General features: G+C 54.2%; 11 protein-coding genes. 7 read left to right on the top strand and 4 right to left on the bottom strand.

The features are described 5' to 3' along the window. Positions 1-19 precede the first annotated feature (19 nt). The 4 genes from yidC to rpmH all read right to left on the bottom strand — a co-directional run bounded on the left by yidC (position 20) and on the right by rpmH (position 2,678). Complete coding sequence (gene yidC / locus ACIPF8_RS09960) at positions 20-1,681, bottom strand: membrane protein insertase YidC (protein WP_400420274.1); 1,662 nt, start codon at positions 1,679-1,681, stop codon at positions 20-22. Positions 1,682-1,700: 19 nt separating this feature from the next. Beyond that, positions 1,701-1,985, bottom strand: a complete 285-nt coding sequence (gene yidD, locus ACIPF8_RS09965; protein ID WP_400420276.1) for a membrane protein insertion efficiency factor YidD — start codon at positions 1,983-1,985, stop codon at positions 1,701-1,703. Between the two features lie 122 nt (positions 1,986-2,107). Then, on the bottom strand, positions 2,108-2,512 hold the full coding sequence (gene rnpA, locus ACIPF8_RS09970) for a ribonuclease P protein component (RefSeq protein ID WP_400420279.1): 405 nt from the start codon (positions 2,510-2,512) through the stop codon (positions 2,108-2,110). 31 nt (positions 2,513-2,543) lie between these two features. Further along, positions 2,544-2,678 carry a 50S ribosomal protein L34 gene (gene rpmH / locus ACIPF8_RS09975; protein ID WP_061535510.1) on the bottom strand — a complete coding sequence of 45 codons (135 nt, stop codon included), beginning with the start codon at positions 2,676-2,678 and terminating at the stop codon, positions 2,544-2,546. Between the two features lie 435 nt (positions 2,679-3,113). Between rpmH and dnaA the strand changes: the two genes are divergently transcribed. The 7 genes from dnaA to ACIPF8_RS10010 all read left to right on the top strand — a co-directional run bounded on the left by dnaA (position 3,114) and on the right by ACIPF8_RS10010 (position 15,901). Further along, positions 3,114-4,544, top strand: a complete 1,431-nt coding sequence (dnaA, locus tag ACIPF8_RS09980; RefSeq protein WP_400420282.1) for a chromosomal replication initiator protein DnaA — start codon at positions 3,114-3,116, stop codon at positions 4,542-4,544. Positions 4,545-4,838: 294 nt separating this feature from the next. Then, the gene (gene dnaN / locus ACIPF8_RS09985) at positions 4,839-5,945 is read left to right on the top strand and encodes a DNA polymerase III subunit beta (protein ID WP_061531781.1); all 1,107 of its coding nucleotides are present in this window, start codon (positions 4,839-4,841) and stop codon (positions 5,943-5,945) included. A 249-nt stretch (positions 5,946-6,194) separates the two neighbouring features. Then, on the top strand, positions 6,195-8,675 hold the full coding sequence (gene gyrB / locus ACIPF8_RS09990; RefSeq protein WP_400420285.1) for a DNA topoisomerase (ATP-hydrolyzing) subunit B: 2,481 nt from the start codon (positions 6,195-6,197) through the stop codon (positions 8,673-8,675). Between the two features lie 176 nt (positions 8,676-8,851). Continuing rightward, a complete protein-coding gene (locus ACIPF8_RS09995; protein ID WP_400420287.1) occupies positions 8,852-9,457 on the top strand; it encodes a hypothetical protein in 606 nt (201 codons plus the stop codon). A 327-nt stretch (positions 9,458-9,784) separates the two neighbouring features. Then, positions 9,785-11,353 carry a type I restriction-modification system subunit M gene (locus ACIPF8_RS10000; RefSeq protein WP_400420290.1) on the top strand — a complete coding sequence of 523 codons (1,569 nt, stop codon included), beginning with the start codon at positions 9,785-9,787 and terminating at the stop codon, positions 11,351-11,353. Beyond that, positions 11,343-12,692, top strand: coding sequence for a restriction endonuclease subunit S (locus ACIPF8_RS10005; RefSeq protein WP_400420292.1), 1,350 nt, complete (start codon positions 11,343-11,345; stop codon positions 12,690-12,692). The genes ACIPF8_RS10000 and ACIPF8_RS10005 overlap by 11 nt, the downstream gene beginning before the upstream one ends. Before the next feature lie 128 nt (positions 12,693-12,820). Next, positions 12,821-15,901 carry a type I restriction endonuclease subunit R gene (locus ACIPF8_RS10010; RefSeq protein ID WP_400420551.1) on the top strand — a complete coding sequence of 1,027 codons (3,081 nt, stop codon included), beginning with the start codon at positions 12,821-12,823 and terminating at the stop codon, positions 15,899-15,901. Position 15,902 lies beyond the last annotated feature (1 nt).

Genomic DNA, 15,902 nt, shown 5'->3' on the forward strand with positions numbered 1-15,902 from the left:
CAGTCTGAAGCGACCGGTTTTAGGCTTTGGTCGCGCCCATCTTGCGGGTGATCACCCATTGCTGCGCGATCGACAGGATGTTGTTGGTAACCCAGTACAGCACCAGACCGGATGGGAAGAAGAAGAACATGACCGAGAAAATCAACGGCATGAACATCATCACCTTGGCTTGCATCGGATCCGGCGGAGTCGGATTCAACTTGGTCTGGATGAACATCGAAATCGCCATCACGATCGGCAGGATGTAGAACGGATCCGGTGCTGCCAGATCGTGGATCCAGCCGAGCCAAGGCGCGTTACGGAATTCAACGCTGGCCAGCAATACCGAGTACAGCGACAAGAACACCGGGATCTGGATCACGATCGGCAGGCAGCCGCCGAGCGGGTTGATCTTTTCGGTCTTGTACAACTCCATCATCGCTTGATTCATCTTTTGCGGTTCGGACTTGTAACGCTCGCGGATCGAAGTCATCTTCGGCGTCACCAGCTTCATCTTGGCCATGCTGCGATAGCTCGCTGCCGACAATGGGAAGAACGCCAGCTTGATCAGGAGCGTCAGGCAGATGATGGTCCAGCCCCAGTTTCCGAGGATTTTGTGGATTTGCGTCATCAGCCAGAAAATCGGTTCGGCGATGATTTTCTGCCAGCCGTAATCCTTGACCAGGGTCAGGCCAGGCGCCAGTTTTTCCAGCACGGCGGTTTCTTCCGGACCGGAGAACAGGCGCGCATCCATGGTGACGCTGGCGCCCGGTGCAATCGTGCCCAGCGGCAGGATATTGCCGACTGCATACAGGTTGGTTGCCAGCTTCTTGGTGAAGATTTCACGTGGCGCCTTGTCTTGCGGGATGAACGCCGAGACAAAGTAATGCTGCATCAGCGCGAACCAGCCGTCGTCAGCCTTGAAAGCGTGTTCGGCATTGCCCTTTTCGATGTTCTCGAAAGTGAATTTCTGGAACTTGTTCGCTTCGGTATAGACCGATGCGCCGGTAAAGGTATGCACGAAACGTTGTTCGCCGGCTGGCGGATTGCCGTCACGCACCAGTTGCAGATACAGCGAAGGCGAGATTGGCGCACCGGTATCGTTGGTGATGGTGTGCTTGACGTCGATCGTGTAGTCGCCGCGTGTGAAGGTGAATGTCTTGGTCAGCTTGACGCCGCCTTCAGTCGATTCCAGCACCAGTTGCACCTGGTTGCCGTTGTCCAGCGTACGCGGACCAGGCAAGGCCACGAACGGCGACTTGTGGTTAGGGAACGGACCGCCGATCAGGCCGGTTTCAGCCAGATAGGTGCGGGTTGGGCTGGAGTCGAACAACACCAGGTTCTTGGTCGGGTCGACCGTATCTTTTTGCGTCAGCAGTTCCAGATGCTTCAGTTCGCCACCGATGGTATCGATCTCGGCTTTGACGACATCGGTAGTGATGGTGATGACTTCACCCTTGGCTGCAACAGCCGAGGTTGCGGCTGGCACGGCGCCTGCGCCGGCGGCAGTAGTTGCCGAAGCTTGCGGCACATCGGTGCTGGCGCTGGCGGCTGAGCCGGCAGGACCTGTGGCAACGGGAGCTGTCTGGTTGGCGCTAGGGAAGAACAGCGACGGTTGGCCGTTATGGCGCTGCCATTGGTCCCAAAGGAACAACAGCGAGACCGAAAATACAACCCACAGGACGGTACGTTTGATATCCATAAGAGTATTTATCTATGATTCAGGAATGGCTGCAACCGCACGATCGGGATGCCGATGCGGAAGTAGTTGCAGAGGGGGATGTCGATGACTGATGTGGCGGAACCGGATCGACGCCACCTGGATGCCAGGGATGGCATTTGGACAGGCGACGGCCGGCCAGCATGCTGCCCTTGAGGGCGCCATGCGTGCGGATTGCTTCGGCTGCGTAATCGGAACAGCTTGGATAAAAACGGCAATTCTGTCCCAGAAACGGGCTGATGCCCAGTTTGTAGAGTCGCAACAGGAACAGTAGAGGCATTTTCATGACAGCTTTCTTCCCTTTTTCATCCGGCCGCTGTCTCAACTCGAATTGGCGCTGACTGGCTGGCAACAGCGTGGCTGTTGCCGGTTGTCATTGCCGCAACGAAGCGGACGATGTAGGCCAAATTACGCGCCGGCGGGCAGGCGTTGCGACGAGAACAGTTGCGTCAACTCGTTGCGCAGTTCCTGCTTCAAGCGCGCGGTGGTAGCCGGGCCCGCCTTGGTGTTTACCGGTTTCGATAAACGCACAATGCAGTCGATTGGCGGCAATGGTGTCAGACGAAACAATTCGCGCGTAACCCGTTTGACCGTGTTACGCGTGACAGCGCGCGGCGCCAGCCGTTTTGCCGCCACCACGCCCAGACGGGCATGCGGCAATGCATTACGGCGGGTGTACAAAACGAAATGCGCCGTTCTGTAGACGGGGCGCAAACGAAAAACGGATGAGAACTCATCCGTTTTAACGATGCGCCGTTCACGTGAAAAGTCTTGGACGCAGTTCTGTGAACGGCCGTCTGTGTTTTCTGTCACGCAAGCAACGCTGTTTGCGTCCGGCTTGAGATTAAGCTGCCAGACGCTTGCGGCCTTTGGCGCGACGTGCATTGAGCACAGCGCGGCCACCGCGGGTTGCCATACGGGCGCGGAAGCCGTGAGTACGCTTACGGCGCACGACGGAAGGTTGGTAAGTACGTTTCATGTTGGTCTCGCTAATCAGCAAAAATAAATCGGATCATCACACTCAGAGCGCTGGGTTTCTACCCTTTCGCTACCTGATATGACCTGGCTGCCACGCCATCCAAACAACGGATCCGGGACAACAACAGATATCAATCAACGCGCAAACTGGCAATTCAGCGGACAGTGAACCTTGAATTAGAACGCATTTTCTGCTTGTTTGTCAATCACTTAGCTGCCTTTTACACCAAGTCGTTTTACTTTGTCCACATGCAATAAATGCCCGCGCCTGTGGATAACTTGCGTCAGCAAGGGTAGAATAGCGACTTATGTGTGGCACGCCCGCCAGTTACGTATTGCGCAGTATTGAGTATTCACTACTGAACCCGCGTGCAATAAAAAGACCAAGCCAGGGCGTAAAGAACCTCATCCCGCACACTTTCACTTAGAACGATTCATGGAAAATTTCTGGCAGAGCTGCTCCACCCAGTTGGAGCAGGAGTTGACGCCTCAACAATTTAGCGCGTGGATAAAACCACTGACGCCACTCGATTATGAGGACGGGCGCCTGCGCATAGCAGCGCCGAATCGCTTCAAGCTGGATTGGGTCAAAACGCAGTTTGCCAGCCGCATCACCACGCTCGCGCACCAATATTGGGAAGCGCCGATCGAAGTGGTGTTCGTGCTCGATCCGCGTAAATCCACGCCAGCGCCATCGGTCTCCAGCATGCCGGTCGCTGCTGCTAATAATAGTGAGCAATCCGGCGCGCAATCGTCGGCTGCCAACGGCGGCAATTATGGCAATAGCAACTTCGATCGCCTGCCGGAAGTGCAGACCGAGAACAGCGCCGTCAGCGCCCGCCGCGACCAGTCGCGCATCAATACCGCGCTCAGCTTCGACAGTTTCGTCACCGGCAAGGCCAATCAATTGGCCCGTGCGGCGGCGATCCAGGTGGCCAATAATCCCGGCGTTTCGTACAACCCGCTGTTCCTGTATGGCGGTGTCGGCCTCGGTAAAACCCACTTGATCCACGCCATCGGCAACCAGCTGCTGGCCGACAATCCGAACTCGAAGATTCGCTACATCCACGCAGAACAGTACGTTCGCGACGTAGTGACCGCTTACCAACGCAAGGGTTTCGACGATTTCAAGCGCTATTACCATTCGCTCGATCTGTTGCTAATTGACGACATCCAGTTCTTCGGCGGCAAGAGCCGGACGCAGGAAGAATTCTTCTATGCGTTCGAAGCGTTGATTGCGGCCAAGAAACAAATCATCATCACCAGCGATACCTATCCGAAGGAAATCACGGGCATGGATGACCGCCTGATTTCACGTTTCGATTCCGGCCTGACGGTCGCGATCGAACCGCCGGAACTGGAAATGCGGGTAGCGATTCTGCTTAAAAAAGCGGCATCCGAAGGCGTCACCTTCTCCGACGACGTGGCGTTTTTTGTTGCCAAACATTTACGTTCCAACGTCCGCGAGCTGGAAGGCGCGCTGCGCAAGATTCTTGCTTACTCACGTTTCCATGGCAAAGACATCAGCATCGATGTTGTTAAGGATGCACTGAAAGATTTACTGTCGGTACAGAATCGCCAGATCTCGGTTGAGAACATCCAGAAAACCGTGGCTGACTTTTTCAACATCAAAGTTGCCGATATGTACTCGAAAAAGCGGCCGGCGAATATCGCCCGTCCGCGCCAGATCGCGATGTACCTGGCCAAGGAACTGACCCAGAAAAGTTTGCCGGAAATCGGCGAATTGTTCGGCGGCCGGGATCACACCACGGTGCTGCACGCGGTCCGCAAGATCGCCGCCGATCGCACCAAGAATCCCGAGTGCAACCACGAGTTGCACGTATTGGAACAAACCCTCAAGGGCTGATTTCCAAGGCCGGCGAACTGCTTGCCGGCCTGTGGATAAGTTTTGAGGTGGCAATTTTTAAGGCAGTCGGTAAGTGTGGTTTTTTTGTCGTTTTTGTGAAATCCGGACGAGCCGGAGCGGCGACAAAAAAAGCCGGAATCTAGCCCAGATTTACGCGGCGTTTTGAGTCGTAAGGGGTCGATTTCAGTTACATTTATAGGCTGCGGCAAAGTACTAAGCCGAGTATTAATTAGTCATAGGTAATGCATTCAAGCAAGCCGCAATATTTGTATTTTAAATAACAAGGATATAGCTATGCAATTGGTCAAAACCAACCGAGATACCCTTCTCCGGCCACTGCAGATCGTGAGCGGTATTGTCGAGCGTCGGCACACACTGCCGATTCTGGCCAATATCCTCATTCGCAAAGAAGGCGAAAAGGTCTCGTTCCTGTCTACCGACATCGAAGTGCAAATCACCACCAATGCCAAGGTCGGCAGCGGCGGCGAAGTTGCTGCTACGACGGTCGCGGCACGTAAGCTGCTGGATATTCTGCGCGCCTTGCCGGACACCGGCGAAGTCTCGTTGACCCTCAGTAACAAGCGCATGACCGTGCAATCCGGGAAGTCCCGTTTTGCGCTGCAAACACTGGCAGCCGAAGAGTTTCCGACAGTCGCCCAGGCGGATCACTACAACGCCACTGTGACACTGCCGCAAAAGACCCTGAAGCACCTGTTCAACATGGTCCATTTCTCGATGGCCCAGCAAGACATCCGCTATTACCTGAACGGCCTGCTGCTGGTCCTCGACGGCAAGAACGTGATCGCAGTCGCCACCGATGGCCACCGTCTGGCGTTTTGCCAGGTCGCCACCGAGCAGGAATTCGCGCGCCAGGAAGTCATCATCCCGCGCAAGACCATCATCGAATTGCAACGCCTGCTGGAAGAAACCGACGAACCGGTCCAGCTCGAAATCGCCAATAACCAGGTCAAGCTGTCGTTCGCCGATATCGAACTGATTTCCAAGCTGGTCGAAGGCAAGTTCCCCGACTACACCCGCGTGGTGCCGAAGGGCTACAAGAACGATTTCACCATCAGCCGCGATCAGCTGCTGCGCTCGCTGCAACGCGCCGCCATCATGACCAGCGACAAGTTCAAGGGCGTGCGCTGGGTCGTGACGCCAGGCAGCCTGAAGATCAGCTCCACCAATGCTGACCAGGAAGAAGCGATCGAAGAACTCGAAATCGATTACGGCGGCGATAGCGTCGACATCGGTTTCAACGTCACTTACCTGCTCGATGTACTCAACAACCTGAAGGGCGACAACGTCAACATCGCCCTCGGCGACGCAAACTCTTCGGCACTGATCACCGTGCCGGAAAACGCCGATTTCAAGTATGTAGTCATGCCAATGCGCATCTAGCCAAGCGCGCTGCCGCTTGTCCCGACTCGGTGTCCCTGTCATCCCCGCGCACGCGGGGATCCATGTTACGGATCAGGCAAGCGGCAAAAAGATGGATTCCCGCGTCGCGGGAATCACGGCGGGAGCATGTAGTTGTAGTCGTAGGGCGGGCAAGCTTTTCTGCCCACGCACTCCCCCCCAGCTTTGCTTGCAAAAACAGCATCAGCCCCAATATATGTAGTTCCGAAGTAAGCTTTTCAGAAGGTAGCCATGTCATCAGCCCCAGATAACACCAATCAGCCGCAACCCAATGCATACGGAGCGTCCTCGATCCAAATTCTCGAAGGCCTGGAAGCGGTGCGCAAGCGCCCCGGGATGTACATCGGCGACACCTCTGACGGCACCGGCCTGCATCACCTGGTGTTCGAAGTGCTGGACAACTCCATCGACGAGTCGCTGGCCGGCCACTGCACCGAAATCCACGTCACCATCCACTCGGACAATTCGATCTCGATTACCGACAATGGCCGCGGCGTGCCGACCGGCATCAAGTACGACGACAAACACGATCCAAAGCGCAGCGCAGCCGAAATCGTCATGACCGAGCTGCATGCCGGCGGCAAGTTCGACCAGAACTCCTACAAGGTCTCAGGCGGCTTGCACGGCGTTGGCGTCTCTTGCGTCAACGGCCTGTCGAAACTGCTCAAGCTGACCATCCGCCGCGACGGCAAAGTGCATTACATGGAATTCGTCCGTGGCGTGCCGCAAAACCGCGAAACCGAAATGCAGGACGGCGTGCTGGTGTCCCCGATCAAAGTCATCGGCGATACCGACAAGCGCGGCACCGAAGTGCATTTCTGGGCCGATGAAGAAATCTTCACGCACGTTGAATTCCACTACGAAATCCTGGCCAAGCGCATTCGCGAACTGTCCTTCCTCAACAACGGCGTGCACATCAAGCTGAGCGACCAGCGCACCGGCAAGGAAGAAAGCTTCGCGTTCGAAGGCGGCACCCGCGGTTTCGTTGAATACATCAACAAAGCCAAGAGCGTCCTGCACCCAACGATTTTCCAGGCTACCGGTGAAAAAGACGGCGTCAGCGTCGACGTCTCCATGCAATGGAACGACGCCTACAACGAACAAGTGCTGTGCTTCACCAACAACATCCCGCAACGTGATGGCGGCACCCACCTGACCGGCCTGCGCGCCGCGATGACCCGTATCCTCAACAAGTACATCGAAGAACACGATTTCGCCAAGAAAGCCAAGGTAGAAACCAGCGGCGACGACATGCGCGAAGGCCTCACCTGCGTGCTGTCCGTGAAAGTGCCGGAGCCGAAGTTCAGCTCGCAAACCAAAGACAAGCTGGTCTCCAGCGAAGTGCGTTTGCCGGTTGAAGAAATCGTCGCAAAGACACTCAACGATTATTTGCAGGAACGCCCGAACGACGCCAAGATCATCTGCGGCAAGATCGTCGAAGCCGCACGCGCCCGTGACGCCGCCCGCAAGGCGCGCGAACTGACGCGCCGCAAAGGCGTGATGGACGGCCTCGGCCTGTCCTCGAAACTGGCCGATTGCCAGGAAAAAGACCCGGCGCTGTGCGAACTCTACATCGTCGAGGGTGACTCCGCGGGCGGTTCCGCCAAGCAGGGCCGCGACCGTAAATTCCAGGCGATCCTGCCGTTGCGCGGTAAAGTGCTCAACGTCGAAAAAGCCCGCTTCGAAAAAATGCTGTCGTCGGAACAGATCACCACCCTGATCGCCACCCTCGGCACCAGCATCGGCGCCGATGAATTCAACGCCGACAAACTGCGCTATCACCGCATCATCATCATGACCGATGCGGACGTCGACGGCGCCCACATCCGCACCCTGCTGCTGACCCTGTTCTACCGCCAGATGCCGCAACTGGTCGAGCGCGGCCACATCTACATCGCGCAACCGCCGCTGTACAAGGTCAAGCACGGCAAGGACGAACGCTACCTGAAGGACGACGCCGAAGAAGTCTCCTACATGATGCAAGTCGCCCTCAACGACGCCGCCCTGGTGCCAAGCGAAGGCGCCATGCCGATCAGCGGCCCGGCCCTGGCAGAGTTGGTGCGCCAATACAACATGGCCAACTCCATCATCACGCGCCTGACGCGCGCGATCGACGGCGCCGCCCTCACCTCCATCATGACCGGCGTCACGCTCAAGCTGGACACGCTGGCCGATGCTGAAGCATCGGCCAAGGCACTGGAAGCATCGATCAACGAGCCATCGGTACAAGTCATCGTCAAATCCGATGAACTCTCCGACAAACACTCGCTGCGCATCAACCGTCGCTACCACGGCAACATCAAAGCCAGCGGCATCGACAGCGACTTCGTCGCCAGCCCGGATTACACCGTGTTGGTCAACGCCGCAGAAACCTTCAAGGGCCTGATCGGCCCAGGCGCAGTCATCCAGCGCGGCGCCGGCGAAAAAGTCAAAGAGTCAGCCATCACCGACTTCCACCAAGCCATGGCCTGGCTACGCGACGAAGCCGAACGCGGCGTCAGCAAACAGCGCTATAAAGGTCTGGGAGAAATGAACCCATCGCAACTGTGGGAAACCACAATGGATCCGACGGTGCGTCGCTTGTTGAAGGTGCAGATTGAGGATGCGATTGCTGCGGATCAGATCTTCATGACGCTGATGGGGGATGATGTTGAGCCTCGGCGGGCGTTTATTGAGTTGAATGCGCTGCAGGCTGGGAATATTGACGTTTGATTTTTGCCGGGATAGACGTGGGCGTCAAAGTGATTCCGAGTGATCTACATGGTCTCATATAAGTATTGATCTACTGACGTAAAAAATGCCGGTTTCTTTGTATGAGAAGCCGGCATTTTTTTGACTACGGTTTTTATATTAATCGGTTTTACTTTCATACTTTTGAATAAAATCAAATGGATTCATTAACACTGACACTAATTATTGCGTATTCAATATTGCCAATTTTTGTAATTATCTCTATATACAATGCAGTGAGTTGGAACTGGAAAACTAAGCCAATAAGACCGTTGTTGATTGGACTTGTAATGCTGGTTGTCGCCTTTGTGGGACAGAGTTACTCAGCTTCAGAATTTGTAAATACAAAGATAATATTAGATAAACCAGGAATAACGTTGCCACAAGATGCCGTGCATGTTCTTACTGCAGTTGGTCGTGCGAATGAATTTTTGACCAAACTGATAGAGTTGGTCACTATTCCTCTTGCTGTTTCACTTATCGCGGCAGCATTGATAGCGAAAGCAGATATAAATTTTCAAGCCAGGATAAAAAGATATCAAAAAAAATGCGAGAAACTAGCTGACCTTGAAGCGAAGGTTGAGATAGCTGAGCAAGAATTCGAACGTTGTTTAGACGTAAAAGCACGAGGGAAAATTCTTTTAGATGCTAGAGAAAAGCTTTCTTATTTGCGGACTCAAGCGAGAGAACATCGATGGAAAATTTTTGATGAGTTTCAACCTCTAATCGATACTGATTTCGTTGAGCCACCGAACCGTTTTTGACCTGCCAAGAGTATCGTTAATTTTTCGCACGAAGCTATCTACAAGTAATCTGAGAGTTTTGTTAAACCGTGTAGGTAGTTCAAGAATGGATGTGTAAATACAAAATCTTAAATCCCATCTGCTTCGGAAGCAGACATTTCGAGTGGGAATCGGTTGATAGTGAAAAAATATTCACAACCACCGAAAATTTCGAAGCAACAATGGCTCTCATGCAAGAAGGTTTTTTATTTGTCTGCTCAGTCAAAATCTGTTCTTTCCGTTTGTCTGCGTAGCTACCTAAGTTACAAGATAAGCATCCCTATTTAATGTCGTTAGTTAGCTCCCCACATGATCGAAGACATCAGAAAAACACTATGGGCCACAGCTGACAAGCTGCGTGCCAACATGGACGCTGCCGAATACAAGCACATCGTGCTTGGCCTCATCTTCGTCAAATACATTTCCGACACCTTTCAGACCCGTCGTGATGAGCTGACTCATCGCTTTGTCGATGCCGCCGACGACTACTTCTTGGATGGCGCCGACCAAGACCTTATCAATGAAGAACTCGAAGACCGCGACTACTACAAGGAAGTGAACGTCTTCTGGGTGCCGGAAGCGGCGCGCTGGGAGACGCTGCGGGCGCAAGCCAAACAAGCTGACATCGGCAAGCGGATCGACGATGCTCTGTCCTTGATCGAAACCGAAAACCCAAAACTTAAAGGCATCCTCGACAAACGCTACGCCCGCGTCCAACTACCTGATGGCAAACTTGGCGAGCTGGTCGATCTGGTCTCCAAGATCGGCTTCGGCGCCACGGGCGACATGGCGAAAAACCATGCGCGAGATTTACTCGGACAGGTGTATGAATACTTCCTTGGACAGTTCGCCAGCGCTGAAGGCAAACGCGGCGGGCAGTTCTACACGCCAGCCTCCATCGTCAAAACGTTGGTCGCCGTACTCGCCCCGCATCATGGTCAGGTGTACGACCCCTGCTGCGGCTCCGGCGGCATGTTTGTGCAGTCCGAAAAATTCATCGAAGCCCACGGCGGCCAATTAGGCGATGTTTCCATTTACGGACAAGAAGCCAACCCCACCACATGGCGGTTGGCAGCGATGAACCTCGCGATTCGCGGCATCGACTTCAATCTGGGCAAAGAACCGGCCGACACCTTCGTGCGTAACCAGCACGCCGATCTGCGCGCTGATTTTGTGCTGGCCAATCCGCCCTTCAATATCTCCGACTGGTGGCACGGCAGCCTGGAAGGCGATCCGCGCTGGGTCTACGGCACGCCGCCACAAGCCAACGCCAACTACGCTTGGCTGCAACACATGCTGCACCACCTCAAACCGACTGGCCGCGCCGGGATTGTGTTGGCCAACGGTTCCATGTCATCCAGTCAGAACAGTGAGGGCGACATTCGTCGCGCCATGGTCGATGCCGACAAGGTCGAAGTCATGATCGCGCTGCCCGGCCAACTCTTCTTCAACACTCAAATCCCCGCATGCCTATGGTTCCTGGTCAAGGAAAAGCGCGCTCGACAGAGTGAAGTGCTATTCATCGACGCCCGCAAACTCGGTAGCATGATCAGCCGTGTGCAGTGCGAGTTCACCGATGAAGTCATCGAGAAAATCGCCAGCACCGTGGCGGCATGGCGCGGCGAGGACGCATCGGGCGAAGAATATGCCGATGTCGCAGGCTACTGCCGCAGCGTTACCCTAGCCGAAATTGCCGAACACGGTCACGTCCTTACGCCCGGTCGCTACGTCGGTGCAGAAGCTGTTGAGGACGATGACGAGAGTTTTGCCGACAAGATGCAAAGGCTGACCGAAACGCTGGGTGAGCAAATGGCCAAAGGTGCGGAATTGGATCAACTTATACGCCAGAAGTTGGGAGGGTTGGGGTATGAGTTCTGAGTGGCAGTTGAAAAAATTATCCTCACTAGGTTCATTCGAGAGAGGCAAATCTAAATGCAGGCCTAGGCATGCACCACATCTATATGGCGGCCCCTATCCGTTCATTCAGACGGGTGACATTACCAATGCTGACGGTCGAATCACCTCCTATAGACAAACATATAGTGAAGCAGGATTGTCTCAAAGCAAGCTGTGGCCCGCTGGAACTTTATGTATAACTATTGCAGCCAATATTGCAGAAACGGCACTATTGACGTTTCCCGCTTGTTTTCCAGACAGCGTTGTTGGATTCATTCCAGACTCCGACAAGGCGGACGTGATTTTCATAGAATATCTGTTTCGCATGATGCGGGAGAATGTAAAAAGCAAGGCTTATGGCACAGCTCAGGAAAACATCAATTTAGAGGTTTTGCGCGACCTTGCATTCCCAGTACCAAATCTTGCTAATCAGAGAGCAATTGCAAGTACATTAAGTGTCTTCGATGACCGCATCTCGCTACTACGCGAAACCAATACCACCCTAGAAGCAATCGCCCATGCCCTGTTCCAGTCCTGGTTCGTGGACTTCGCCCCCGTGCGTGCCAAACAGGACGGCCGCGAGCCGGAGGGCATGGATGCTGAAACCGCCGCGCTGTTCCCCGAGCGCATTGAGGAATCGGAACTTGGGTCAGTGCCAAGTGGATGGAAATTGGTTCCGTTTGGCGAATTACTTTGCCACACTATCGGCGGTGACTGGGGGGAGGATGCGCCGGACGAAACAAACGACGTGCGTGTTGCAATTATTCGTGGAACAGATATTCCTGACTTGAAAACTGGAACAAATAATCGAGTACCCGTTCGTTATACATCCCGGAAAAAATTGGCGTCGCGGAAGTTGCAAGATGGTGACATTGTTTTAGAGGTGTCCGGCGGGAGCAAAGATCAACCAACAGGTCGTGCCTTGTATTTAACTGATGGGCTTCTAGGCCAATTTGATTGCCCAGTGGAACCCGCGAGTTTTTGCCGCTTGCTTCGTCCAAATACTAAAACTATCGGAGTGCTTCTGGCGCAGCACCTCACATACATCTATAGACAAGGTAAAACCTGGGCATACCAAAACCAAAGCACAGGCATCAGTAATTTTCAGACGACCCACTTTTTAGAGACAGAACTGGTTGCTCTACCTCCAGACGCAGTGCTGACAGCTTTTGCCAACCTGCTCAAACCGATGGTCGACCGTGCACACCTGACGCAAGTCAAGCAATTGGCTACCCTCCGCGACACCTTACTCCCCCGCCTCATCTCCGGCCAGTTGCGTTTGCCGGAAGCCGAAACGATGCTTGAGGAGGTCGCCGCATGATCACACTCGAACAACTCAGGCGCTGACTGGATGGCCAAGTGAATTAAAAATGGCGTGGCGCACGCCGTTACGCTGCTTGTTTAGTTGCCATCGTGGTATTGTTATTGCCTACTGGAATAATTGCCATGATGACTGAAGACCAACTCGAACAAGAAACGCTCGCCTGGCTGGCTGACGTTGGCTACACCCCTGTCTACGGCCCCGAAATTGCGGTCGATGGCAACGCGCCGGAGCGCAACAACTATACCCAGGTCGTTTTGGTCGAACGCCTGCGTAACGCGATCAATCGGCTCAATCCTCTGGTTCCTTTGATCGCCCGTGAAGATGCGCTACAACAGGTCTTGAATCTCGATACGCCGGTGCTGCTGGCAGCCAATCGCGCCTTTCATCGCTTGCTTATCAACGGTGTTCCTGTCCAATATCAGAAAGATGGCGAGACCCGAGGCGACTTTGTGCGCCTGATCGACTTCGCCGATGTCACTGCCAACGAATGGTTGGCGATCAACCAGTTTTCCATCAAGGGCGCCAAATACACCCGCCGCCCCGACATCATCCTGTTCATCAATGGCCTGCCACTGGTGTTGATGGAGCTGAAGAACCCCGCCGACCAAAATGCCGACATCTGGAAAGCCTTTGGCCAGATCGAGACGTACAAGGAGCAAATCCCGGATGTGTTCCAGTACAACGAGGTGCTGGTGATCTCGGACGGGACTGTGGCGAGCATGGGTTCTTTGTCCGCCAATGCCGAGCGGTTCATGGCCTGGCGCACGATTGATGGCGTCACGCTCGACCCGCTGGGGCAGTTCAACGAGCTGGAAACGCTGATACGTGGTGTGCTGGCACCTACTTACCTCCTAGATTTCTTGCGCTTCTTTGTGCTGTTTGAGGATGACGGTACTTTGCTCAAAAAGATCGCCGGCTATCACCAGTTTCATGCAGTGCGTGCGGCGATTAATCAAGTAGTGGCCGCATCGCGTCCCGATGGTAGCCACAAGGGCGGTGTGGTCTGGCACACGCAAGGTTCTGGTAAGAGCATCACCATGACTTGTTTTGCCGCTCGCGTGATGCGGGAAGTTGCGATGGAAAATCCCACCATCGTCGTCATTACCGACCGTAATGATCTGGATGGACAATTGTTTGGCGTGTTCTCCCTTTCGCAAGATTTATTGCGAGAGCAGCCGGTACAAGGTGAAACGCGACAGGATTTACGCGCCAAGTTAGCTAATCGTCCTTCAGGCGGCATCGTGTTCGCCACCATCCAGAAGTTCATGCCTGGTGAGGACGAAGATAGTTTCCCGGTATTGTCGGACCGGCATAATATTGTGGTGATCGCCGATGAAGCACACCGCACCCAATATGGCTTCGAGGCCAAATTCAAGGGCGACGTCAAAGGCTATCAAGTTGGTTATGCCCAGCATCTACGCGACGCCTTGCCGAACGCCACCTTTGTAGCTTTCACTGGCACGCCCGTATCCGCTGAGGATCGTGATACCCGCGCGGTATTCGGCGACTACATTCACATCTATGATATGCAGCAGGCCCGCGATGATGGGGCAACGGTCGCTATCTACTTTGAATCACGCTTGGCCAAGTTGGAACTGAAAGAAGAGGCGCTACCGGACATCGATGCTGAAGTAGACGAGTTAGCAGAGGATGAGGAAGATGACCAGCAAGCACGATTGAAGAGCAAATGGGCGGCTCTGGAAAGCATCGTCGGTGCCGCACCGCGCATACAGAAAGTGGCCTCTGACTTAGTGACGCACTTTGAAGAACGCAGTAAGGCGCAATCAGGTAAGGCCATGGTAGTGGCGATGAGTCGGGACATCTGTGCGCACCTTTACCATGCGATTATTGCGCTGCGCCCCGACTGGCACGATGACGACCCGGAGCGCGGGGCGATCAAGATCGTTATGACCGGTTCCGCCAGTGACAAGCCGCTGCTGCGGCCACATATCTACTCGAAGCAAGTCAAAAAGCGGTTGGAGAAGCGTTTCAAGGACCCGGATGATCCGCTACGATTGGTAATTGTGCGCGACATGTGGCTGACCGGTTTCGACGTGCCCTGTGTGCATACGTTGTACGTCGATAAGCCGATGAAGGGGCATAACCTGATGCAAGCGATTGCAAGGGTGAATCGCGTATTCCGTGAAAAACAAGGTGGCCTGGTTGTCGATTACATTGGCATCGCCAGTGAATTGAAACAGGCGCTGAAGGAATACACCGCCAGCAAGGGGCGCGGCCGTCCCACTGTCGATGCGCATGAAGCCTACGCGGTGCTGGAAGAAAAACTCGATGTACTGCGCGCCATGTTGCACGACTTCGACTATAGCAGCTACCTATATAGCGGTTACAGCATCTTGGCAAAAACCGCTAATCATGTACTCGGCATCAAGGATGGAAAGAAACGCTTCGGCGATACTGCACTGGCGATGTCAAAGGCCTTTACGTTGTGCTGCACGCTGGACGAAGCGAAGGTCGTGCGTAACGAAGTAGCTTTTTTCCAGGCAGTGAAGGTACTGCTAACAAAAAGAGACATTAGCAGCAAGAGGAAAACTGATGAAGAGCGTGAGCTGGCCGTCCGGCAAATCATTGGCTCGGCAGTAGTGTCAAATCAGGTCGTCGATATTTTCGATGCGGCAGGCCTGGACAAACCAAACATTGGCATCCTCGATGACGATTTCCTGAACCAAGTGCGCAATCTGCCCGAACGCAATCTGGCGGTTGAGTTGCTGGAACGACTGTTGGAAGGTGAAATTAAGACGCGCTTTGCGACCAACGTGGTGCAACACAATAAATTCTCCGAATTGCTCGCTAATGTTATTACGCGTTACCAGAACCGCTCGATTGAAACCGCGCAGGTGATGGAAGAGCTAATTGCGATGGCAAAAAAATTCAAGGAAGCTGCCGAACGGGGAGCGCAACTTGGCCTCAATACGGACGAGGTAGCGTTTTACGATGCGCTCGCTGCCAACGAGGAGTCTGTGCGTGAACTGGGGGACGAGACCCTGAAAAAAATCGCGCATGAACTGGCCGAAAGTTTGCGGCAGAACGTTAGCGTGGATTGGGCTGTGCGGGATAGTGTTCGGGCCAAGCTGCGCCTGATGGTCAAGCGTATTTTGCGCAAATATAAGTACCCACCCGTGAAGCAGGATGAGGCGGTGCAGATGGTGTTGCAGCAAGCAGAATCGTTGTGTGCAGAGTGGGCATAAC

This window comes from Collimonas sp. NPDC087041 (assembly GCF_044745265.1).
In the GTDB taxonomy this organism is placed as follows: domain Bacteria; phylum Pseudomonadota; class Gammaproteobacteria; order Burkholderiales; family Burkholderiaceae_D; genus Collimonas.

Coding starts and splice junctions, on each gene's coding strand:
- dnaN (WP_061531781.1), top strand. CDS start 4,839: ATGCAATTGGTCAAAACCAACCGAGATACCCTTCTCCGGCCACTGCAG.
- gyrB (WP_400420285.1), top strand. CDS start 6,195: ATGTCATCAGCCCCAGATAACACCAATCAGCCGCAACCCAATGCATAC.
- ACIPF8_RS10000 (WP_400420290.1), top strand. CDS start 9,785: ATGATCGAAGACATCAGAAAAACACTATGGGCCACAGCTGACAAGCTG.
- ACIPF8_RS10005 (WP_400420292.1), top strand. CDS start 11,343: ATGAGTTCTGAGTGGCAGTTGAAAAAATTATCCTCACTAGGTTCATTC.
- ACIPF8_RS10010 (WP_400420551.1), top strand. CDS start 12,821: ATGACTGAAGACCAACTCGAACAAGAAACGCTCGCCTGGCTGGCTGAC.
- dnaA (WP_400420282.1), top strand. CDS start 3,114: ATGGAAAATTTCTGGCAGAGCTGCTCCACCCAGTTGGAGCAGGAGTTG.
- yidD (WP_400420276.1), bottom strand. CDS start 1,985: ATGAAAATGCCTCTACTGTTCCTGTTGCGACTCTACAAACTGGGCATC.
- yidC (WP_400420274.1), bottom strand. CDS start 1,681: ATGGATATCAAACGTACCGTCCTGTGGGTTGTATTTTCGGTCTCGCTG.
- ACIPF8_RS09995 (WP_400420287.1), top strand. CDS start 8,852: ATGGATTCATTAACACTGACACTAATTATTGCGTATTCAATATTGCCA.
- rpmH (WP_061535510.1), bottom strand. CDS start 2,678: ATGAAACGTACTTACCAACCTTCCGTCGTGCGCCGTAAGCGTACTCAC.